This is a genomic window from Eisenbergiella massiliensis (assembly GCF_003435485.1).
Genome location: NZ_QVLV01000004.1, coordinates 147,597 through 169,752, shown reverse-complemented (window position 1 = coordinate 169,752; position 22,156 = coordinate 147,597). Strand labels below are relative to the sequence as shown.

Here is a 22,156-nt window from a genome sequence, read left to right as displayed (position 1 = left end):
AACTTTTTTATTAATGCTGCTTATCCTTGATGTTTATAAACAGCCTGGTTTTTGTCATGTTTATTTATTTGCGCGGTTAATTTAAGTAATTTTGGGGTATTATCAATCCATTTTTCCTGAAAATCATCATACCGAACATCATCAGAAATTTCCCTTTTTGTACCCGTCGGCACATATGTTTCCGGTTCATAATAGATGACTTTTGCACCTTCTTCATCAAATTTAAAGGGAACATACAGAAGATCATTCAACGCATATCTGATTGAAGCCTGCCTGTCCAATTCTGCATACAAAAGGATAAATCCACCCCCGCCTGCCCCCAGCAGTTTTCCTCCCAGAGCGCCGGCCGCTTTTGCCTTGTGATAAATCAGATCGGTAGCATCTGTGGAAATTTCTTCATTAAGCCCTCTTTTCAGTTTCCAGTTGTAATCAAGTAAACGGCCAAAATCATTTAAATCTTTGTTTTTATCGGTCAAAATTTTCTCTGCCTCTTCTACCAGCTGTTTCATTTCCAGTAGTTCCTTTTCCTTATTCTTTATCTGGGCGCGAGTCCGGACTGAAATTTCAAAGGAATAACGCGAAAAGCCTGTAAAAAACAGCATAAGATGAGAATTCAGTTTTCTTTTTCGAATCGGATAAATTACTTCCGGCTTTACTATATAGCCAAAATCACCAAATTCAATTTTGTTCATTCCACCATAGGCTGTAGCGATCTGATCCTGGATTCCTCCTACTTCTTTGCATTGCACTCTCTCTAAGTAAATTGCCTCGTCAGCTAATTGCTTTTTACTCATATATTGCCCTTTTATGGAATGAAAGGCATTAAGCATCCCTACCGCAAAAGCACTGCTGGTTCCCATTCCCGATCTGGCCGGTATATCAGACTCATAAGACAGGCGTATTTCATGCATGTCAAGCATTTTCAATGCTTCCCGTATCAAAGGATGTTTCACTTCACTGACATGATTCACACGCTCAATCTCCGAATAGCACAATTCTGATGCATAATCAAAAAAACGTGGAAGATGCCTCACATTAACATAACAGTATTTATCAATTGCCGTGGATAATACGGCACCTCCATGCTCTTTATAGAATTCTGCGAAATCTGTGCCTCCGCCAAAAAAAGATATTCGAAAAGGTGTCCTCGTTATAATCATAATTAATTATTCCCCCCTTTATTTTATGGAAATAAACTCTCGAAAAACGCAGCGCTTCGCGCCCTTGATTAAAAAGGCATATTCTTCCCTTTCCCCGGCTCCGCTTCAAGACATGATTCCCTCGGGTTTCTTTATAACTGGTACTCCATGAAACAATTCCTGCCGGAAGCAAACATGGACAAGCTTCTGCCGGCAGGACGAAATTCAAATGCCCTAAATCAGTTTCGCTGGCGGAATCCCTTCCTGCATCTGTGAAAGGCCATGCATCTGCTCCATTCTGGATAATGTCTACTTGTCAATGTTCATCCGATGATGAATCCTGGTCGGCAGCCTCAAGATTCCGAGAGCCTATTGTCTATTATAGCTAAGCAATAACATATTTTATGAAGCAAGGGTAACATATGCCCATGTAAAAAACAATTATTGGTGTATAAACGGTTAATAATGTGCGCAATCGGTATCCCCTCCCCTGAATCCGGCATGTTATAATATTATCATTGCCCCTCTCCCCGTCATTGCTGAAGGAATCCCGCGTCCGGATACACTATCTGAATTCCGGGGAATTTTTCTCACTACCAGCCCTGACTTTGCTATAAAAAACTATAAAGTACATGCCTATCAGCACCCGCTGATTCTATTAAACAAAAAAAGACCGTGTTCTCCATTATAGAACACAGTCATCAATCATTACCTATATTTACACTGTACACATAAATCAACTTTATTTGTGTGTCATGTTCTTACATTTCTACTTTTTCAACTCAAGCCACTACATGCACAGCTTGATCCCATACTCCATTTAACTGCACGGACTACGCCATTGCGCACGGAACAAAAAAGCTTATGTTCATATCCAACAGCTTCCTGAAGCCCGCCCTGCATATTTACAGGAAATGCTGGTTTCAGGAAACTGCACTGGATAAAAGCTATTTGGGGCTGGAGCAGGCAGATATTGCGTTTGGGTATCTTGTACCGGGTGGCAGGGCTTAACGCTCCCGTCTACTCTCCAGCCTGGATATTCTTGGGCTTCAGGGCCACTTCCTCTGAAAATGGTAAATTCGAGGAATCTCTTTCCGACGTAATTATCTGCATATCTTCAGTAATTGGCCATTGTATTCCCAATCGTTCATCGTTCCATAATATACCGCTTTCATCCTCAGGATGGTAAAAATCCGACAGCTTATAGGAAAACTCGGCGACGTCGGATAAAACCAAAAAGCCGGCATCCTTTTACGAATGCCGGCCTTTGATTATGTAAAGCTCTGTCATTATTCAACAGCTCAGCGCATTTACAGCGCCGGCCATTGTCCATTTATCTTCAGTCTTCCCAGAGAAGCTTAGCAGCCGCTTCCGCAGATGCAAAAGGCCCGGGAATGGATGCAACGCCCCTGTGTTCTCCCAGATAATCCGTATCGAACAGGATGGAGGTGCCGTCCGGATTTTCGAAGCGCTGTTCCGGCTCAAAAGCACAGCCAAGCAGATCGCTGTCGATAAGTCCTACTTTGAAAGCTTTCATCACGTCATACACATTTGTCTTAAGATAATACTTTCCGTCCTCTTCCACCAGCTCAACGGATACCTGATTCTGATCATCCACCAGATTATCCTTCTCATTTTTCCAGGCTTTGGCTCCGTTGAAATAAGCGTTGCCGTTTACCCATACGGGAAGGTGTGAGAAATGGTACTTTGCCAGCGCACCCATATCAGCGGGCTTATCCATTTCAAACCAGCCAATCCATTCATCATAAGTAGGGTAATCGTCAAATACATGCGTTCCCACTTCCCGGTTATCGGAGGTTTTAAAGCCCATATCTTCTTTTTCCTCTGCCGCTGTAGCAGGCCAGTTCTGGATGAAGATATTGTTGTACATACGGTCGTCTCCGTGAAGGATCGACATAAAGCCGGCCACTTCGGTACGGTGACGGATGTGGTAAGGGGTATAACGGGGCTGGTTGATACCGTTTACGGTATTGTCCGTTCCGCCGCCTACCGCCGTAAATGCGCCCAGAATCAGATTATGTACACAAGCCACGCCTTCGGTTGCAATCCGCAGCGCCGCTTTGGAAAGCAGCACATTGTTGTCAATCAATGTGGGGCCGTGACCCACTTCAACGAAAATATCCTGGCTCATCATAGCGCCCTGCGCCATGGGAGTGCCTTCCGGCGCATGGTTGTCATGAAGCAGGTTCTGTGTGATCCGAGTGCCCTGCGCCTGCCAGTCACACCAGATTCCCATAGTGGAATGATGGATATGGTTGCGGCGGAACACAACATCGATGGCTGCATGGAATTTGATACCGGAAATCTCTGCGCCGCCCAGCTGCTGCATATTATTGATATGATGAATGTGGTTGTCCTCAATGAGGCTGAACACGCATCCCATACGTCCTACAATACCTGCCTGTTCGCAATGGTGGATATGGCAGCGTCTTACGATATGGCTGCCCACCTTTTCCTTCAGCCAGCCATGATACTGTCCGCGGCAGACCGCATCCCTCTCCATCTGGGTCGGGCTTTTCACATGTTTGTTGGTAAAATAATGATCATTTTCCGGATCGTAATATTTTCCCAGTGAAATACCGCAGCATTTACTGTTGCTGATTTCACAGTCTTCAATAATCCATCCCTTTGACCAGTGGGGGCCTACCATACCGTCCTGATAAGCGGCGGGCGGCGCCCAGGTAGTTGCAGCCTTGTTTACATTAAAGCCGCTGAAGGTGATATAATCCACTCCGGTTTTGGAGGGCATAAAGCAGTTGCGGCGCACATTGATATCCACATTTTCCTCGTTGGGGTTATGTCCCTGGAAATTGGCATAAATCACTGTGGTATTGCCTTCCTGCTCGGTATACCATTTATAAATGGAGAAATCATGATCCCAGGAAGGGGGATATACCTCACCCTTGATGCATTCCTCAAGAGTCTGGGTTTCATACAGCTGGCGGTCATTTAAGTATACGGCGCCGGTATGTCTTATGACAGGAGCGAAATACCAGTCCCCTCCCACAAAAGTGGTGTAAGGGTTATAGCTTCCGAATACACCGTTATCAATGCGGCAGACCCATACATTTCCCTGATAAGGTTCCCAGGAATCCACCGGTTCCGCACCGGTAATGACCGCCCCCAGAGGCTGCTCGCTGCGATAGGTAATTCTGGCATCCTCCGTTCCTCCATTCACCGGATCCACATATTCCCGGTAAATGCCCGGCGCAACTAAAACCTCATCCCCGGGCGCGGCAACCTTCGCTGCCTCGTTAATACGCCTGAAAGGCCTTTCCTTGCTGCCGTCGCCCTCTCTAGCCGCGGCTGCGTTCACATAATAAATCATACTTGATCTCCTTTCCTGTCGTGCGTTTTCTGTTTTTGTAACTGCCTGCTCCTTTCACAGCTGCACCAGTTACTTTTGCCTTTATAAAAACCGCCTGACTTTTCTTGCTAATCTTATAAAGCCATTATATAATCATTATATTAACCTGGAAATGTCGTATCCAGAAGGAATCAGTGTTTTTTTGTGTCCAAATCAGACTATCTTTGGAAGCCGGAAGGGGAATATAATGAAAAAAATCAAACCATTCAGAGATACGGGCGGAAAATTATCTCAGGAGGGCTTTCTGAAAAAACTGGGGATCCCAAAAACCTTTCTTACCTTTCATAACCTGGGCAGCTATACCTCGGAATTTGTGGAAATCGGAATGCCCTATATGATCATACATGAGTCAACCGACCATAAACGCGGCGAGCTGAATTCCCTGGAGTTTACGGAAAGCAATAAGAATTATTTTTTCTCCTCCACAAGCAGGCTGGATCTTGCCGGAACCCGTACTCTCCATTCCCACGATTTTTATGAACTGACCATCGTACTGGAGGGCGAGCTTCATCTGCAGATTGAAAATGAAACTGTAACCTACCATGCGGGTGAGTGCTGCCTGTGCAATAAAAATATACGCCACAAGGAGCTGCATGACAGTGAATTTGAAATCATTCTTTTCATGTTTCAGGAGGAATATATCAAATCCGTGCTGGAACAGGATCTGCTTTATGATGAGGAAGGAAGAAGCTGTACCAATCATACTTTTTTCCACCATCTTTTTGCGGAAAACCAGAAGCTTTCCTTTTACAGTGCAAAGGAGTATATCGACTTCAGAAGGAAAAAGAGCTTTGACCCCGATGATTTTTACAGGCTGATCAATGCCATCGTACTGGAACTGAGCGAAAGCCGTTCCGGCAGAAATTATATGGTGAGAGGATATTTCTGCCGTTTCATCGCCATGCTGGGAGACGAGGAAAATTACCTGATTCAGACCCATCAGACCAGGATTTCCAAGGAAGAAAGGCTCTTCTACCAGGTATCCTGGCTGCTGCAGAACAGAAAGGGCAGGATCAGCCGCGGGGAACTGGAAAAGGAACTAAACTATAACAGCGACTATATCAACCGGGTAATAAAAAAGTATACCGGCCAGACCCTGTCGGATTACAGCCGCGCCTTTCTGCTGAAGGAGGCGGCGGAGCTTTTGAAAAACACGGACAAAAGAGTAGGCGAAATCTGCGAGGAGCTGGGTTATACGAACAGGAGCCATTTCAACAGGCTGTTCATTGAACGCTATGGCATGACGCCCGCGGAATACCGGGCGCTGGAGCCGGACGCGTTTTAATTGGAAGAAACGGGGCTTCTTTTAGAAGCCCCGACAAATCTCTTCATTATCTATCCTTTCACCGCCCCCGCCATCATTCCTTTGACCAGCTTATCCTGGAAAATAATAAAAAGGATAATCATGGGCAGCACGGACAATACCAGCACGGAAAGAATGATCGGGATATCCAGGGAATGCTCTCCTTTAAACTGTCCAAGAGCCAGGGGAAGCGTTTCATGGGGCAGGAAGATGCCCCCCTGGGCAAGTATATCGAACTGTTTTCGGAAGGAGTTCATAATCATGAATATGAACGGAACCAGCGTTACAACCAGCCAGGCCCAGGCGAAAAAATGGCAATTTCCCAGGCAATCCGGGATTTCAGCTTTTTCCCCCTGTAATCAACCTCTTTTTGCTTAACCATTTCAATAGTGCTCCTTTACCACAAAGATCTTCTGGAACAGCAGCACAATTGAAGTAATCAGGAGAAACAGCTCTGCCGCGACACAGGGACAGTAGCCCATGTTGAACTGCTGGAAGGGCAGCTTATACATATAGGTTGCCATCAGCTTTATTCCTCCGGCCGGCCCGCCACCGGTCATATTCCAGATCTTTTCTTTTAGCCATATGCCCAAAACAGTCATAAAAGGATCAGGAAGATAACTTCCGAAAACCGGAAAAGAATTAATTCACGTGAATTATTGATTATATCAAGCAAACCATGTCGTGTTTTACATTCGCTCTATATATCGAATAAATATTAATTTTATATTGTTTTTCTGCTATAAGTGGAATATGATGATGTTAACAAGATTTGAGAGAGGTGCTCATGATGATTAAGCGTGAACAATACATGCGCCGACTCCGCCCCTTTATCGGAAATGATCCGATTAAAGTTCTTACTGGTATCCGTGGAAGCGGTAAATCAGTTATGCTGGATTTGATTAAGGAAGAACTGATTTCATCCGGCATAAGCGATGCGCAGTTCATTACATTTAATTTTGAAGCAATGAAAAACTCCCATCTTTGCACGGCGGAAGCATTATATCGGGAAATTATTCAGCAGACAGCTGAAATTAATGGAAAGGTTTATCTTTTCTTTGATGAAATCCAGGAGGTAGTGAACTGGGAAAGATGCATCAATTCCTTCCGTGTGGAATTAGATTGTGATATTTACATCACCGGTTCTAATGCTAAACTTCTTTCCGGGGAACTGGCTACCTATCTTGCCGGCAGATATATTGAATTCATCATCTATCCTTTTTCTTTCGGGGAATTCCGGGAGCTTTACACCTCCGTATTTCCTGCTGCCAATCCGGCGCAAGCCTTCCGCGAATATCTTACTGCTGGCGGCATGCCCTACCTTGCCAATCTTCGCTATGCCCGGGAGCCATGCCGCCAATATCTGGAAGCGCTCTACGATTCTGTTGTTTTAAAGGATATCGTGAAGCGTAATAATGTACGTGATGTGGATCTGCTGGAACGGATTATCGCTTACATCACGGCAAATGTGGGGACTCCTTTTTCTGCAACCTCCATCACAAAGTTTTTTAAAAGTGAAGGCCGTACCGTATCCTCTGAAACCGTGCTCAACTATATCAGGTACTGTTTGGACGCTTACCTGTTCTATCGGGTAAAACGACAGGATTTACAGGGCAAACAGATACTTACGACAAACGAAAAATACTATATTGCAGACCATGGTATCCGTGAAGCCGTGTTCGGAGGCAATATGCGGGATATCAACCTGATTCTTGAAAATATTGTTTTCATGGAACTGCTGCGTCGGGAATATACCGTCACCGTAGGTAAATCTGCGGAAAGGGAAATTGATTTTATCTGTGAAAAACAGAATCAGAAGCTGTATATTCAGGTAACTTATCTTCTGGCCTCAGAAGATACCATTCACCGGGAATTTGGTGTCTACGATACTATCCGCGACAATTTCCCCAAATATGTGGTTTCCATGGATGAAATCGATATGAGCCGCAATGGCATCAAGCATCGGAATATCCGCGAATTCCTGTTATCTGAAAAATGGGAATAATTAATTATTGCATTTTCATTCATCCTGCGTTCTGAAATAATCTGCAATCTCCCGCATCCGGCCGCTTTGATCCACGCCAAAGGGACAGCGGTTATTGCAGTGAGCGCAGGATATGCAGGCATCCGCCCGGAGCTTTAATTCATAGTAATGTCCGGCCGCCATGGTATCTCCATTTCTTGCAAGGTCATAAAATTTGTTGACGGTTCCGATATCAATTCCCACAGGGCAGGGCCTGCAGTGGTTGCAGTAGACACATTTTCCCACCGCGTCCGCCGGCTTGAAGGAACCGATCACCGAATAATCCCTCTCTTCTGCGGAGGCCTCAAAAAACTGCAGCAGCTGTTCCGCCTGGGCCGCGGAATTCATCCCCGGCAGCACGGTAAGAACTCCGGGGCGGTCCAGGGCATACTGCAAACACTGGTATACCGTCAAAGCTTTGCCAAAGGGTGAAATGGAAGCATCCAGCAGCTGTCCGCCGGAAAATGGTTTCATTACCGAGATACCGATTCCTTCCGCCTCGCAGCGGCGGTACACGGCCGCGCGTTCATCCACTGTACCGTTGGCATAATCTCCTTTTTGGTAATCATATCCCGGATTTATGGAAAACATCAGCATATCCACAGGAGCTTCATCCAGCACACGCCGGATCGCCTCCGGCGTATGGGAGGACAGACCGATATGCTTCACCACACCCTCATTTTTCATCTGCATCAGATAATCAAAAGCTCCGTTTCTGCAATACTCCTCCCAATCTGATATTTCATCCAGGCAATGGATAAAACCATAATCTATGTAATCTGTTTTCAGCTGGCTAAGCTGCCAGTCTATGCTGCGCCGGATAGTTTCACCGTCCGTTGTCCAGCCATAGGCACCGGTTTCATAATTCGCGCCAAAATGCACCTGATACATCACACTTTTACGCACATCCCCAAGCGCTGTGCAAAAGTACGGAAAGGTCCTGCTCTCTGCAGTGGCAAGATCATAATAGTTTACGCCGCCCTCATAGGCTCTCCGGATGGCTTCCACTGCGTCTTTTTCACCGGCCTGCGCAATATAAGAGGTTCCAAACCCCAGCATGCTGATTTTGTCTTTAGTCCGTTTATTTATTCTATATTCCATCATTCGTTCCCTCCATATAAAAATCTTGTAAGCATCCGGGGGATTCCGGCGCTGTTTCCTGATGTTATTATATAATCCATTTTTGTAAATAGCCAATACCTTGTGGCTATGGCATGAAATTACCGATCAGAATATCTGTTGGCAAGGTATGCAGAAAAACTTATTATCCTTCCAAGATCGGCTGGTTCGTCTGGATTTCACCTGTCCGGAACCTGATTCTTTCCAATATAATTGTTCTTTGTACCGCTGCCGGGGCATCGATTCCCATGCGGTGATGGATATTCTGAACCGGCATAACGGCCACTGAATGCTGTTTACCCAGGCAAACAAAAAAACGAAATACACCTTTCCACACAAATAAAGCTGCCGCTTTACGATAATATTGCCCGTTAAAGCGACAGCCTTTTTTCATTCATTAAATTATTACAGGAAAGCCGTATATTCCCTCCGGGATTACCCCTTTACCGCCCCGATCATAACACCCTTCACGAAATACTTCTGCACAAACGGGTAAATACACAGCACCGGTACAGTTGTCAGTATGATGGTGGCGTATTTAATCGCTTCCGCAAACTGGTTCACCTGATCGTTTTCCGCCGCGGCCGAATTGAGGACATTGGAGTTGGCAATTAATATAGCCCTCATGATATTCTGGATCGGAAGCTTGTTGTTATCCTGCAGATAAATAGAAGCATTAAACCAGGAGTTCCAGTGGCCCACGCCATAGTAGAGCAGCAGCACCGCCATGGTAGGCTTGATCAGCGGCGCGACGATGCGGAACAGGATAGTGAGATCGTTTGCCCCGTCAATATACGCCGATTCCATCAGGGAATCCGGCATGGCCTCGATTGCCGTTTTGCATATAATCGAATTATAGACGCTTACCGCACCGGGCAGGATCAGCGCAAAAAGGGAATTGTACAATCCGAGGCTGCGTATATTCAGATAGGACGGGATCATGCCTCCCGAAAAAAACATGGTAAACAAAATTAAAAACTGGATTACCGGCTTGAACATCATTTTCTTTGACGCCATAAAATATCCGGTAAACAGTGTGAGAAGTATATTGATCGGCAGGGATACGCACAGCACGATCAGGATATTTTTATATCCTGACAGCAGCAGGGGATGCGTCAGCGCCAGCTTATACGCCCCCAGCGTGAACTCATGCGGCCAGAGTATCATCCCCGGATGGGACACCAGGTACGTATTGGATGTAAAGGAAGCGCACAGGACATACCAGATGGGATACAGCGTCACAATACACAGCAGTATCAGAATAGCTGCGTTTACCCCTGAAAAAATCCTGTCCCCGCGGGATTCTATACGCTTCTGTCGTTGAGAATAGCTTTTCTTCATGTCGTTGTTTCCTCCCTGTCAGAACAGGCTGGATTCCGTGGATTTCTTGCTGATTGCATTCGTTATCAGCAGAAAAACCACATTGACCAGCGTATTGAACAGCCCGATGGCGGTTGATTTGGAATACATAGGCGTACCGCTGGTGGGAAATGACAAACGGTAAGTATATGTGGAAATCACATCCGCCACATCATAGGTAGACGCATTGTACAGCAACAGGATTTTTTCATAGCCTACGTTCAGGATATTGCCCATCCGCAGGATAAAAAGGATCATAATGGTGGGAAGCAGGCCGGGCAGCGTGATATGAAGCATCTGCTTGAACCGGTTGGCCCCGTCCACGCGCGCCGCCTCATACTGCTCCTGATCTATCGCGGACAGCGCCGCCAGGTAAATAATGGAATCCCAGCCTATTTTCTGCCAGATATCCGACACCACATAGATGATCCTGAAGTAGGACGGGTTCACCAGATAGTTCTCCGCCGTTCCTCCGAAATAGCCCGCTATCTGTCCGAATAGCCCGTCCTGCATACAGAAGATTTTTACCATGGCGCACAGGACAACCATGGAAATAAAATAAGGCATGTATGTAATTGTCTGTACCGTCTTCTTAAACGTCCGGTTGCGCACTTCATTTATGAGAAGCGCCAGAAGAATCGGCGCGGGGAAGCTGAAGATGATCGTCAGCCCGCTGAGCAGGAATGTATTCTTGATAACACGCGGGAAATAAGGATCCGTGACGAAATTGACAAACCATTTGTACCAGGGATTTGCCCAGGATGAGCCCTGGATCCCCCTTGTGATTTTGTAGTCCTTAAAAGCAATGATCAGGCCGTACATCGGTTTATAACAAAACAGCGCCAGATAAACAAGGACCGGGATGATCATCACATATTTCCATTTGTTCATGTTCCAGTCCCTGGTCAGCCTTTTTTTGAGAGTTCCGGCGCCGCCCTTTGCAGCATCTGCCTTCATATCTGTTCTCCTTTCAGCGTTTATAGCCGGACAGCAGCGAAAGGCATACGCCTTTCGCTGCTGCCGGTTGCTTCCAAGCTTTTTTACCGCTTATTGTTAACGCTCTTTGTACCGGTCATAGCAGGCCTGACGGATTTCAAGTACGCGGGACAAATTGTAGGTTTCCAGATCTGACAGATATTTTTCCCATACGGCATCATCATTGATGTCCTTGGAGCCTGTGAGGAATTCGGCAAAGCTTTCTTCCACAAAGGTTGGGATATTCTGCGCTATCTCATCCAGCTCGTCTGCCTCTGCGGTGGTAAAGGTAACGCCTATCGGCCATTTCCATCCGCTGGTGACAGCCCGATTCTTTTCTTCATCATCCGGATATACGTAAAACCATGTGTTATTGGCTTCAATCGCCGCTTCACTGTTCTTTAAATACAGCAGGTTGGTTGCCTGGATCCCGGGAGCGCCCCAGGTAAGGCCATTATATTTTGTCATCGGATCGGTATCCTTGTCATCCGTCACAAGGTTTGTAAAGGCCGGAACACCCTGGTCGTCATACTCCCAGGATACGCCCTGCGTGCCGTAATTCCAGTACAGGGAACCTTCCTCCGTGTATGCATAGTTCAGCATCTGAAGGCAAAGCTTCATCGTCTCCTCGTCCGCCGATTTGGTAATGACAGTCGTCTGCGTACCAATACCGGGGCCGCCGAATATGGAAGAAATCTCACCGTTATCCGACTTGGGATAAGGGATGCCGATCCATACCGCTTCCTTGCCGTCCGCCTCACGCTCCGTATTCCAGATATTCATCTGGCCCATGGAGGTGATTGAGATGCCGCATTTATCATTGTGAATCTTATCCTTGATAGTTGTGTCGTCCTCCGTCATGATATCCTGATCGATCAGGCCGTCTTTCCACAGCTTGTACTGCCAGCTCACATAATCACGCCACTCCGGCTGCGCCTGGCCGAGGCCGACCTTGCCGTCCTTCACATACCAGCCGTTCCCGGCATCCGCGTTCCCATATGCGCCAAACGCCCCTGCAAGGCCCTCCGCCTTATATCTGACTGAAAATGAAGAATTAAAGGTAGCGCCGTATTTTTCATTGAATACGCGGATTACATTTTCAAACTCGGAAATAGTTTCCGGTATTTCCAGGCCGCATTCATCCAGCCAGTCCTTTCGCACTACGGGTCCCTGGTAGCTGTCGTTCCAGCCGCCGTCCTCCCGGAAGAAGCCAAAGGCATAATACCGGCCGTCGTCCGTCTTCATTGCCCTGTCATAGGCAGGGTTGCTTTGCAGCCATGCATAATAATCCGGCGCATACTGCCTGATATAATCCGTCAAATCCCATATGATTTCATCCTCTATGTACTGGTTGGCGTTGTTCATCCAGTAAACGCCCATAATATCCGGCAGGTTAGCAGGATCTGCCAGCAGGGTGGTTGTAAAAGTTGTCCCATCGGATCCGGTGGTAGGGAACAGCCAGTCGATTGACACTCCCAGCTTCTCAGCCAGCCCGATATGGAACGGTGATTCCGATGCATCCTTGAACTTCTCATGAGGCAGTATATTATCCTGCGCATACCAAAGAACCTTAATATCGCTGTTTAACGGATAAGAAATGCTTCCCGCCTCCGCAGCAGGCGCCTCTCCTCCCCCATCCTCAGCAGACTTCGCTGCCGTTTCCGTCTGCGGCGCGTTTGCTGCTTCCTCCGCGCCGCTTCCGCAGCCTGCCAGAGACAGCATCATAACCGCCGACATTCCTAATGCCAGGATTGATGTGATTTTTCCTCTTTTCATGTAACCCTCTCCTTGTTCAGTTTGTTTTATTAATTCAACAGAATGGCAAAATTCCGGATATTTCCATTTTTCCTGCCTGTCCTGTTAAATCCCCTCAGACTGCCGCCCGGCTATACGGCCATTGGTTTTTCGTATCCCCGTCTGCCAGGCGCCGTGCCCTTTCAGAAACCCTTCTTCCCGTCCCCGAAATGTCTTTCTTTTTTATACGTATTACGTATAATCCTATTAAAAAAAATTTCATTCGCCTTTTCCGGAGTAAGCTCCAGGGCGGAGGCAAGCTCCACCATAACGTCCATCGCAGGCAGATTTTTCCCATCCAATACAAGCGTGAGCTCTCTTTCGTTGATCCTGCTCTTTTCAGAAAGCTCTTCTACGGATTGAAACCCCTTCCGTTCAATCTCCGTTTTCAGTGATTTTAAATCCACTCTATACTTCATGCGTATTTATCCTTATTAAAAAATATACATATTGCGTATACTCATAGTAACATAATCTACCATATATTGTCAATTAGTCTTATCATTTCCTGCCAGCCATTTTTTCGTTCTATTTAACCGTCCAGACAGCTGTACCGTCACAGGCGGCAGGCATCCAAAACGTTGTACGACAGGCCGGAGGCCTGCTTTTTCTGTGCATTCAGGCGATCTGTACGGCAAATGTACAGACCTGTCCGAACTGTTACTTTTATTTCCGGATCCTCCCTTTCCGATTTTGGACATTCGTTGCTTAGAACGCAATTTTATGATATATTTACTTTGTATCAGAAATAATTTTCAAACAGGTGATAATTCATGAATCCCAATCCATATGAAACCTTCCGCACGCGCATGAAGGAGCGGAGGACGCTGTTAAATATAACCCTGACTGAGATAGCCGAAGCCCTGGACATTTCACAGCCCACCGCCCAAAGATATGAAAGCGGTGAAATCAAAAACATACCTTATGATAAGCTCGCCCTGCTTGCAGAAATACTGCAGTGCTCCCCTCCCTATCTGCTGGGTTGGGAATCCATGGCAGCTTCCCCGCCGGATATTCCCGGGGATGAGGAACGCATGCTCCGTTATTTCAGGAAGCTGAACGTCAAAGGGAAGAAGGAAGCCGCGCGGCAGCTGGAAAATTTAACGCTGATCCCCAAATACAGCAAATCACCGGACAATTAAGAAAAGTATGTAAATGTATATTGCCTGCATTTATATACTTTTTTTATTGACCGGCCTGTAATTCCCGTAAAACAGACGAAGCACAGGTGAGTCAAATGCTGTGCCGCCGATAATAATAAATCATGACAACTTAAATCAAGCATTCCCCTTACCACGAGCTTATAATGGCTTCAGAGCGGCGAAACGAGGTAAACAGGCATGTACGAATGGCAGAAGCAGATCCAGATGATTGTTGATGAAATCGACAGCTGCATAAAAAACTATGAGGATGAAGCGCTGACGCTGCGCTGTCTCTCCCGCAGGCTGGGATATTCCGAGTTCTATACCACAAGGAAATTCAGGGAAATATCCGGCATGCAGCTGCGGGATTATCTGCGGCACAGGAAGCTGGCCTTTGCGCTGAAGGAGGTCCGGGACAGTGACAAAAGCCTGCTGCATATCGCTTTTGACTATGGCTTTTCTTCACATGAGGCTTTTACAAGAGCCTTTAAGGCGGCTTATGGCATAACGCCCAGCGAATACCGGAAAAATCCCCTGCCAGTCGTTCTGCGTACAAAAATAAACCCCTTCGACCGCTACTTTTTAGGATTAGGAGAGATTGGTATGATGAAATCTGACGAAGACGTTAAGATTTATTTTGTGACAATACCTGCGCACAAATTTATGCACATCAAAAATTATGAAAGCAATGGGTACTGGGATTTCTGGCAGAAGCAAAGCCTGATTCCGGGACAGGACCGGGAAACCATCTGCGGCCTGTTAGACAGCATCAAGGGCAAGCTGGACGATGACGGTGGAAGTGAGCCGAACAGCGGAAGCGGGCAGATTATGGCGTATATTAACGACCCGGACGGCAGGCTCTGCGATTGGGGATATCCGCGCACGGAATGCCATGGCGTACGGCTTCCCGCCGATTATGACGGCGAGGTTCCCCCTCAGCTGATGATGATCGATGTCCCGGAGGCCGAATATATTGTTTTTGAGCACGGCCCCTTTGATTATGAACAGGAAAACCGCAGTGTTGAGGAAAAGATTGAAAAGGCGATGGCTGATTTTGATTTTTCCGGAACCGGCTACTGCTATGATACACAGCCCGGCAGGATCCTGTATTTCTATTTTAATCCGGAGCAGTATTTTAAGTACATCAGGCCGGTGAAAAAGATTTAATTACTATACAGACGCCCGCGCGGGAAAGCAGCGCGGGCGTCTGTATTCATCTGTTCCACTGAAACAATGGACGGAGAGATCCTATTAATTTTTACCTTCAGTCAGCAGGATAAACGCATCAGCGCAGGCGGCGTCCTTCCCGCATTCCGGGGCTTCAGTCAGGTTCATTACAATTCATTGATCGTTTCGGTTACGGAAATATTCCGTATTCTCTTTGCCGGTGCATAAACGGCCAGTACCGCCGCAGTGACAACGAACAGGAGTATGATGGCCAGTGAAGCAACCGGCAGGCTCCAAACCACATAGCTGAAATGATCAACAATGAGGAAATTGAAAATCATCCTGCTGACGGGTATCCCGATTCCACAGCCAATGATTCCTCCCAAGAAAGCATAGGTAAAGGCTTCGGCGGCAATCATTTTAGTAACCTGGTGTTCATCCATTCCCACCGCCCTCATGGCTCCGTACTGCTTCATCCTGGCAGACACGCTCATGGAGATGCTGTTGACAATATTGAGCACCGAAACCAGCGTGATAATCCCCAGAAATCCATATACGCAGGTTACAAAGGCAAGATATGTCCCGCTCGTGCGCTGGTCACGCTTATCGCTGAAGACATATTCACTGCCTGTTGTACTGCGGATTGCATCAACATCCGCATCATCTGCACTGCCGGTCAGTTGTACCATAACGAGTGAATAGCCGTTCACCCCTGTCAGGCGGGCAAAGGTTTCCCCTGAAGTGATAAGCGTTATTTTGCCGTTTGTGAGCCCGTCGCCGCTGAACACGTCATATTTCAGCAGCCCTGCAATTTCCAGCTCTTCCTCTCCGATACGGATCTTATCTCCGATTTTCCAGGGGCTGTTCCAATCCCATGTTGCAAGAACATAATCACTGTCGCCGTATACCTTTGACAGATCGCTGCCTCTTTTGAGAAGACCGTCCTTTTTAAGGCAGTCCAAATCAAAATCATCATAGGAAATCAGATCGATCGTTGTGGAAAATGTAGTATCACCGTTTAATCCCGCAGGGATTTCAAAACAGCTCCTGCGTCCGTAGGCCCGTCTGACGCCCTCCATGCCGCTGAGCGTCTGAACCAGCCCGCTGTTTATTGAATTCGTACCATCGCTGCTTGTTATTCCTATATCAGAATCCGCCGCCGACTGCGGCATAACACAGTTGACAAAGTCGATCAGAACGGAAAAACATAAAAACAGAATAATGCTGAGGGCAAAGGAGCCCGTCATGAGGAACAGGTTTTTCCTGGCGGAAACAGCGTGATGAATGCCCAGCGCCGTCTCGATTTTGACCAAACGGGCTTTTACAGGATGAAGCTGTGCCCCGGCGCTCTCCGAATTGCCCGAAACCGCAGCGGCCGGCGATACCTTTGCAGCCCTCCTGGCGGGAGCCCTGGCGGCGAGCAATACCGTAACAACGCCCACAACGATCCCGCTGACAATTCCAATGATGCTGAACCCAAACAGGGGGATGTTGGAAAATTCCTCGCCCACGAGGAAACGCAGCGCAGCACACAGCCCCCATGAGGCGATAATGCCAAGCACGAGCCCGATCGGGACCGCAGTTTTACACCAGTTCAGGGCTTCAAGCCTTACAAAGCGGATAATCTGCCGCCTGCTCATCCCGATACAGCGCATCATTCCAAAAAATTTAACCCTCTGGGCAATGCTGCTGTTGATACTGCTTGAAATCATCAGCACGCCCGCAATCAGGATCAGCACGAACACTCCCCCTGCAGTCAGTATAAGCGCCTGACCAAGCTCACTCTGGAACAGTTCTGCAAAGGACAGGCTGCCGTGCTTCTCCAACAATCTCGTCTGCTCCATCCTGGCGCTCATTTCGGCCATGCTGAACACAGCCGTCACCATGAACACCGCAAAGATTATACACAGAAGCGTCATGCGGTTCTGCCGCCTGTGTACTTTGGCGGAGATAGGAATCAGGCTGAGATAGCTCTTCAGCGCATGCTTGCCAGCCCCGCCGCTCCCGTAAGTTTTGGAAATATTTTTAACCCCTGATAATTCCATAAGGCTGATCACCTCTTTCTGTTTTGATATAGAAAGATTAACACATCAACCCTACTGTCAGATGACATGAATCCTACAATTTTGTAGGATTGGGAAAATCAGCCCCTTCAGCCAGCCGGGCAGTTGCAAAGGAAATTCATGGTAAAGGTTGTGCCTGCCCCCAGCTCACTGTCAACCTCGATGGTCCCGCTGTGCGCTTCCGTAATTGCCTTTGCCAGAGGCAGCCCCAGCCCGATTCCCTGGGTATCCTTGGAAAAACGGCTCCGGTAAAACCGTTTGAAAATATGGGGCAGGTCTTCCGGATGGATACCTTTGCCATTGTCTCTTACGACAATCTGGACAATGGAGGCAAATTCACACCATTCAATCCGGATTTCGGCCCCTTTGTCCGTATGGTCAAAGGCATTTTTTACAACATTTCCAACCGCCTCCAGCAGCCAGATCCGGTCGCACGAAAAAGTAACCGTGTCATCACCGGACAGAATCAGGCGCTTTCCCTCCTGTTCCGCCCGATAGGCAAACTGCTTTTCAATACAGCCCATCATTTCGGATACATTTTCCGTCGCCTTCTCTATTACGATTGTTCCCGCATCCAGCTTCGTAATTTTAAGCAGGTTCTGTACCAGGGTTTCGATCCGGTCAAGCTCCTGCTCTGAAAGGGCGGTAAACTCCCGGAGCGTCTCCATATCCTTCGTTTCCTCCTGCATAATCCCATTATAAATATTCAGGGCGGCCAGCGGCGTTTTGAGCTGGTGGGAAATATCGGAGATGGTATCCTTCATAAACTTTTTTGAGCGTCCCTCATTCTCGGCATGGGCGTTCAGAATGGAAACCAGGGAATTGACCTCCTGGAACAGGCGGTACAGCTCTCCCTCATCGTCGCATTCGATCCTGGCGTCCCGATCTCCCGATATATAGTCCCGGATCTGCAAAATGGCGCTTTCCATGATTTTGCTTTGTTCCCTGAAATATAAATACATGGCCGTGAAAACCAAAAGCCCCATGCCTGCGGAAGAAAGCAGCACACAGAGCGCCGCATTTTTTAACCCCAGCCCGGCGCAGGCGGCGGAAATCAGGGAAAATACGGCAATGGCCAGCAGCACGCTGCAAAAAAGAGTTTTTATTTTTCGGTTTACGAATATTTTCATAACGCACCTCAATCCGTACTGTTCCACCGGTAACCCATGCGGCGGACGGTCACTATGTTCCGCGGCTCGGCGGGGTTATCCTCGATTTTTGTACGCAGCCTGCGGATATAAACGGTCAGGGTATTACTGTCTATAAAATTTTCGTCACAATCCCAGAGCCTGCTGAGAATCTGTTCGGGAGAGAGGACAATATTCGGGTTCTCCATGAACAGGCGCAGCAGCTTGAACTCGCTGGCTGTCAGTTCAACCAACGTCCCGTTTTTACGGACCTCCCGGCTGAGCAGGCAGATCCTTATGCCATTTGAGTTCAGTTCCGTTTCGGCCTGGTTAAAGTTTTCACTTCTGCGGAGGAGGGCATTCACCCTGGAAAGAAATATCGCCAGCTTGAAGGGCTTGGTAATATAATCATCCCCGCCTATGTCAAGGCCCATGATGATGTCGGTTTCTTCATCCGCAGCGGTCAGGAACATAATCGGCACCCTGGATGTTTTGCGTATTTTTTTGCACAAATCAAATCCGGATCCATCGGGCAGGGATACATCCAGAATGACCAAATCGTATTTCCCGTCCGCCCACAGCTGCCCGGCCTCGGCGCCTGTCCTTGCAATATCCAGCTCATAGCCCTGCTTCCTCATGGCAAAGGCCAGGCCGTTAATCAGGCTTAAATCATCTTCCACAAAAAATATCCGTTTCATTTATTTCTACCACCCTTTTCCGTCCTGCATTCCAAAATGCGACAGGGGGCGCTGTTCACGCCCCCTGTCATCATCTTAGCACTCTATTGATAATATCTCAACAATTTTCACCACAAAAATGGCGAAGCGCCCCGCCAAAGCTAATCAAGCTTCCGTAATTGTTCTATCAGGGACTGTTTTCCCTGTTTCCTGATGCTCCACAAAGACAACAGGAACTGAATTGCCATAAGCAGCAGAAAATACAGCGCCATATAAAAAAACGGGAAGCGGAAAGCCGTCGGGCTGCCATATACGGCCGCGCTTATTTCATGATGCAGAACAAAGGACAGCGGCAGACCAAGCAGTGCCGTCAGGAGAACGCACAGCAATACATACCCTACCCCTTCCACTGTAATCATTTGGTATAATTGCTTTTTAGTCAGCCCAACAGACCGCAGCACACTGTTCTCCCACTTCCTGGACATCAGATTCGACAGCGTCGTGTTAATGAGATTGATGATTCCGAACAGGGAGATAAGCAGGGCGATTCCCTGCATGATATGGAACACCGCCGAATTGGTTGACCTGCAGTATTCTACATAATCGGAAAAGGTGTCCAGCCCGGTTCCCGTATGGCTGTCAAGTATCTCCTGCAGCGCCATTTTAACAGCGCTGTCCATGGCAGGGTCGCTTACAATGTCCCAGGAGTAATCGAAGTTCCCGACACCGGGCAGCAGCTCCTGAAACAGTTCTTCCGGCAGATACAGCATAGCGCCGTCAAACTGGTATTTCCCATGGCCGTATCCGGCGCTTACCTTTGTTATGTCAAAAAGTCCGTCTACCGTAACCTCCACGGTGCTGCCTCCCAGCGACAGCTGTACGGCCGTTCCCACTTCAACCCCCACATGATCTGGCAGCAGAATTCCCTTCTTTCCCTCCGGCATGTGCCCCTGCGTCAGCCCCTTCTCCAGCGCCTGGCAATTGTCCCGCGTAATCATATCCCCCATACCGCCGCCGGTATAAGAGCCTGCCTTATAATCTGTTCCCACGCTCTTTCGCGCCGTAATCACATCCTCTACGCCTTCCACGGCAAGAATCTCCTGCCGCAGCTCTTCCGACAGCGGATTGCCGGAATACAGGATTTTGGAAAGCTCTTCTTCCGAATCGGTATAAACCTTATAATGGCCGTTGGGAAAATATTTGCCTGCCAATGCTTCCGGTTCGTAGGTCAGAAGCAGCGTGGATGCGCATAACAGCAGTATCCCGCCAATGCTTAAGGAAATAGTAATGCTGACGGTTTTCATTTTGTCCCGGCGAAAATTCATGTTGCCAAGCGTCAGGGGATTGAGTTTTTGGCACTTCCTGCGCCGGTGTAAAAATCCTTTCTGCACCGAGGCTATCCGCACCGCTTCCATGAGAGAAGTATCCGCGGCCATCCTGACCGGTTTCTTAATGGAGAGCGCCACCATTCCCCGGCAGATCAGGACCGTGGCTGCAAGGGCCATCAGGTATCCGGCAATATGCAGTCCCTTCGGGACCAGAAAAACCGGTATGATGATTCCCGGCGCCGTTCCGGCAAAAATTCCAAGCCATCCGAGCCGGCGCCCCTCTTTTTTTACCATGCGCATGATCTGCTTTTTGGTGGCCCCAAGAGTACGCAGCTGCCCGAAGCTTTGGATTTTATCATGAATTGATATGCGGAAAATGCTCTGGATTACCACGCAGCCCCCTGTCAGAACAACCGCCGCCAAAACGCCGAGAACCGCCGTCGTACCGAAATCCACACTGCCGAAGGTCCGTGAAAAAAACAGGGAATAATAGGTCGGAGCCGATAACCCGTATTTTTCAGCGATTTTCTCACAATAGCCTTTTATCTCCTCTTCGTCCATCTCCTGCACATTTTTTAAGTGGACATAGGCACGGAATCCGGAAGGGTTATAACCGGGCAGCTGCACCAGCTGCGCTTTTGATACTATAAAACCATAGATTTCCGAGTTTTCCGCATTCGCAAGATCCATCAGCCCGGAAATCCTGTACTCCCCCGGGAAGCTTTCTGTCCCTAAGGCTATGCAGTCTCCGATCCCGGCCTCCGGGGCAAATTTCTTAAGCCAGTTCCTGCTTACCATGATCTCATTGGCTTCTTCCGGCAGTTCCCCGTCAACGATTTCCATCTGGTTCCGCCCTGTATACATCATGGTTTCATCCGCATAAATAAAAGAGCCCTTGAACCCCTGTACGGATTGTTCCTCTCCAATCAGATAATATTCCCCCGCCCGCTCAATTCCGGGCTGTTCTTTCAGAGCCTCCATATCCGTTTCCGTCAGATTACTGTATACCGCTTCATAGGTATCCGAAATCTGATTGTTCTGCATCTGTACCAGGGAAACCGCCGTACCCCCCGCAAAGCTGATAAGAAAAGCAGCCAGGGCAACCGATATCACCACCATGGCGTTGCGGCGTCTTTCACTTTGCATACTGCGCTTTGCCAGCCGTTTTATAAAGGTTTCGGTATTGTTTTCAAAAGGCCGGATCATATGTTTTACCTCCATCATTCTGTAATCAGGACATTTTCAGGCCCTGCAATACCTCCTGCAGGGCCATCGCCTGTTGATGGAATTATTGTAAAACAAAAAGGTTACAGAAATGTCCGCAAAACAAATCAAAAGCCCCGCGGCAGCCGCCAAATATCCATGCAAGCATGGATATTTGGCTCGTTGCCCGCGGAAATCAATTGACAGGCAAAATACAGTATTTTATACTGTAATAAATCGTCAGTTTTAGCAACGGACGCAGTAACGGTCACTTTTAATGTACTATTGTAACTTTTCAGTGCTCCTGGATCACTTTCTAACGGTCGGTGCAGAGCGCCTGCCTGCTGGA

Annotated in this window: 18 protein-coding genes; 4 read left to right on the top strand and 14 right to left on the bottom strand. The window is 47.8% G+C overall.

Features of this window, described 5'->3' with window-relative positions; translation table 11 throughout:
- Positions 1-20: 20 nt before the first annotated feature.
- The 3 genes from DXC51_RS07750 to DXC51_RS07740 form a co-directional block, all read right to left on the bottom strand.
- Positions 21-1,160: a GHMP family kinase ATP-binding protein gene (locus DXC51_RS07750; RefSeq protein WP_021634721.1), complete on the bottom strand. Its 1,140-nt coding sequence runs from the start codon at positions 1,158-1,160 to the stop codon at positions 21-23.
- A gap of 999 nt (positions 1,161-2,159) precedes the next feature.
- The gene (locus DXC51_RS07745; RefSeq protein WP_021634723.1) at positions 2,160-2,375 is read right to left on the bottom strand and encodes a dTDP-4-dehydrorhamnose 3,5-epimerase family protein; all 216 of its coding nucleotides are present in this window, start codon (positions 2,373-2,375) and stop codon (positions 2,160-2,162) included.
- A 103-nt stretch (positions 2,376-2,478) separates the two neighbouring features.
- Positions 2,479-4,488 (bottom strand): right-handed parallel beta-helix repeat-containing protein, encoded by a 2,010-nt coding sequence (locus DXC51_RS07740; protein WP_021634724.1) that lies wholly within the window; start codon positions 4,486-4,488, stop codon positions 2,479-2,481.
- A gap of 226 nt (positions 4,489-4,714) precedes the next feature.
- Between DXC51_RS07740 and DXC51_RS07735 the strand changes: the two genes are divergently transcribed.
- Positions 4,715-5,812 carry a helix-turn-helix domain-containing protein gene (locus DXC51_RS07735; RefSeq protein WP_035321099.1) on the top strand — a complete coding sequence of 366 codons (1,098 nt, stop codon included), beginning with the start codon at positions 4,715-4,717 and terminating at the stop codon, positions 5,810-5,812.
- Between the two features lie 50 nt (positions 5,813-5,862).
- Here the strand turns inward: DXC51_RS07735 and DXC51_RS07730 are convergent, their stop codons facing one another.
- Positions 5,863-6,093 carry a hypothetical protein gene (locus DXC51_RS07730; RefSeq protein WP_021634728.1) on the bottom strand — a complete coding sequence of 77 codons (231 nt, stop codon included), beginning with the start codon at positions 6,091-6,093 and terminating at the stop codon, positions 5,863-5,865.
- Positions 6,094-6,213: 120 nt separating this feature from the next.
- Positions 6,214-6,354, bottom strand: coding sequence for a hypothetical protein (locus DXC51_RS07725; RefSeq protein ID WP_181970052.1), 141 nt, complete (start codon positions 6,352-6,354; stop codon positions 6,214-6,216).
- A 263-nt stretch (positions 6,355-6,617) separates the two neighbouring features.
- Here DXC51_RS07725 and DXC51_RS07720 point away from each other — a divergent pair, with 263 nt between their 5' ends.
- The gene (locus DXC51_RS07720) at positions 6,618-7,835 is read left to right on the top strand and encodes an ATP-binding protein (protein WP_021634730.1); all 1,218 of its coding nucleotides are present in this window, start codon (positions 6,618-6,620) and stop codon (positions 7,833-7,835) included.
- Positions 7,836-7,850: 15 nt separating this feature from the next.
- Here the strand turns inward: DXC51_RS07720 and DXC51_RS07715 are convergent, their stop codons facing one another.
- From DXC51_RS07715 to DXC51_RS07690, 5 genes are all read right to left on the bottom strand, one after another.
- Positions 7,851-8,957, bottom strand: a complete 1,107-nt coding sequence (locus DXC51_RS07715; protein WP_243003155.1) for an aldo/keto reductase — start codon at positions 8,955-8,957, stop codon at positions 7,851-7,853.
- A 450-nt stretch (positions 8,958-9,407) separates the two neighbouring features.
- Entirely contained in the window at positions 9,408-10,313 is a 906-nt protein-coding gene (locus DXC51_RS07705; protein ID WP_021634733.1) for a carbohydrate ABC transporter permease, read from the bottom strand.
- An 18-nt stretch (positions 10,314-10,331) separates the two neighbouring features.
- Entirely contained in the window at positions 10,332-11,288 is a 957-nt protein-coding gene (locus DXC51_RS07700) for an ABC transporter permease (RefSeq protein WP_021634734.1), read from the bottom strand.
- Positions 11,289-11,384: 96 nt separating this feature from the next.
- Positions 11,385-13,082, bottom strand: a complete 1,698-nt coding sequence (locus DXC51_RS07695; RefSeq protein ID WP_117544232.1) for a type 2 periplasmic-binding domain-containing protein — start codon at positions 13,080-13,082, stop codon at positions 11,385-11,387.
- 161 nt (positions 13,083-13,243) lie between these two features.
- A complete protein-coding gene (locus DXC51_RS07690) occupies positions 13,244-13,519 on the bottom strand; it encodes a hypothetical protein (RefSeq protein ID WP_021634736.1) in 276 nt (91 codons plus the stop codon).
- A 354-nt stretch (positions 13,520-13,873) separates the two neighbouring features.
- Here DXC51_RS07690 and DXC51_RS07685 point away from each other — a divergent pair, with 354 nt between their 5' ends.
- Both DXC51_RS07685 and DXC51_RS07680 read left to right on the top strand, forming a co-directional pair.
- A complete protein-coding gene (locus DXC51_RS07685; protein ID WP_025489249.1) occupies positions 13,874-14,242 on the top strand; it encodes a helix-turn-helix domain-containing protein in 369 nt (122 codons plus the stop codon).
- 198 nt (positions 14,243-14,440) lie between these two features.
- On the top strand, positions 14,441-15,409 hold the full coding sequence (locus DXC51_RS07680; protein WP_025489248.1) for a helix-turn-helix transcriptional regulator: 969 nt from the start codon (positions 14,441-14,443) through the stop codon (positions 15,407-15,409).
- 167 nt (positions 15,410-15,576) lie between these two features.
- On the opposite strand, the gene DXC51_RS07675 is transcribed toward DXC51_RS07680, so the two are convergent.
- From DXC51_RS07675 to DXC51_RS07660, 4 genes are all read right to left on the bottom strand, one after another.
- A complete protein-coding gene (locus DXC51_RS07675; protein WP_117544289.1) occupies positions 15,577-17,388 on the bottom strand; it encodes an ABC transporter permease in 1,812 nt (603 codons plus the stop codon).
- 173 nt (positions 17,389-17,561) lie between these two features.
- On the bottom strand, positions 17,562-18,602 hold the full coding sequence (locus DXC51_RS07670; protein WP_117530434.1) for a sensor histidine kinase: 1,041 nt from the start codon (positions 18,600-18,602) through the stop codon (positions 17,562-17,564).
- Positions 18,603-18,610: 8 nt separating this feature from the next.
- Positions 18,611-19,297, bottom strand: a complete 687-nt coding sequence (locus DXC51_RS07665; protein ID WP_117544231.1) for a response regulator transcription factor — start codon at positions 19,295-19,297, stop codon at positions 18,611-18,613.
- 140 nt (positions 19,298-19,437) lie between these two features.
- Positions 19,438-21,810 carry an ABC transporter permease gene (locus DXC51_RS07660; protein WP_181970051.1) on the bottom strand — a complete coding sequence of 791 codons (2,373 nt, stop codon included), beginning with the start codon at positions 21,808-21,810 and terminating at the stop codon, positions 19,438-19,440.
- Between the last annotated feature and the right edge of the window lie 346 nt (positions 21,811-22,156).

Excerpts from the sequence above, each read along its gene's own strand:
- DXC51_RS07725 (WP_181970052.1), bottom strand. The coding sequence starts at position 6,354 with ATGGCAACCTATATGTATAAGCTGCCCTTCCAGCAGTTCAACATGGGC.
- DXC51_RS07695 (WP_117544232.1), bottom strand. The coding sequence starts at position 13,082 with ATGAAAAGAGGAAAAATCACATCAATCCTGGCATTAGGAATGTCGGCG.
- DXC51_RS07750 (WP_021634721.1), bottom strand. The coding sequence starts at position 1,160 with ATGATTATAACGAGGACACCTTTTCGAATATCTTTTTTTGGCGGAGGC.
- DXC51_RS07685 (WP_025489249.1), top strand. The coding sequence starts at position 13,874 with ATGAATCCCAATCCATATGAAACCTTCCGCACGCGCATGAAGGAGCGG.
- DXC51_RS07705 (WP_021634733.1), bottom strand. The coding sequence starts at position 10,313 with ATGAAGAAAAGCTATTCTCAACGACAGAAGCGTATAGAATCCCGCGGG.
- DXC51_RS07690 (WP_021634736.1), bottom strand. The coding sequence starts at position 13,519 with ATGAAGTATAGAGTGGATTTAAAATCACTGAAAACGGAGATTGAACGG.
- DXC51_RS07730 (WP_021634728.1), bottom strand. The coding sequence starts at position 6,093 with ATGATTATGAACTCCTTCCGAAAACAGTTCGATATACTTGCCCAGGGG.
- DXC51_RS07680 (WP_025489248.1), top strand. The coding sequence starts at position 14,441 with ATGTACGAATGGCAGAAGCAGATCCAGATGATTGTTGATGAAATCGAC.
- DXC51_RS07720 (WP_021634730.1), top strand. The coding sequence starts at position 6,618 with ATGATGATTAAGCGTGAACAATACATGCGCCGACTCCGCCCCTTTATC.
- DXC51_RS07665 (WP_117544231.1), bottom strand. The coding sequence starts at position 19,297 with ATGAAACGGATATTTTTTGTGGAAGATGATTTAAGCCTGATTAACGGC.
- DXC51_RS07660 (WP_181970051.1), bottom strand. The coding sequence starts at position 21,810 with ATGATCCGGCCTTTTGAAAACAATACCGAAACCTTTATAAAACGGCTG.
- DXC51_RS07715 (WP_243003155.1), bottom strand. The coding sequence starts at position 8,957 with ATGATGGAATATAGAATAAATAAACGGACTAAAGACAAAATCAGCATG.
- DXC51_RS07740 (WP_021634724.1), bottom strand. The coding sequence starts at position 4,488 with ATGATTTATTATGTGAACGCAGCCGCGGCTAGAGAGGGCGACGGCAGC.
- DXC51_RS07700 (WP_021634734.1), bottom strand. The coding sequence starts at position 11,288 with ATGAAGGCAGATGCTGCAAAGGGCGGCGCCGGAACTCTCAAAAAAAGG.
- DXC51_RS07735 (WP_035321099.1), top strand. The coding sequence starts at position 4,715 with ATGAAAAAAATCAAACCATTCAGAGATACGGGCGGAAAATTATCTCAG.
- DXC51_RS07670 (WP_117530434.1), bottom strand. The coding sequence starts at position 18,602 with ATGAAAATATTCGTAAACCGAAAAATAAAAACTCTTTTTTGCAGCGTG.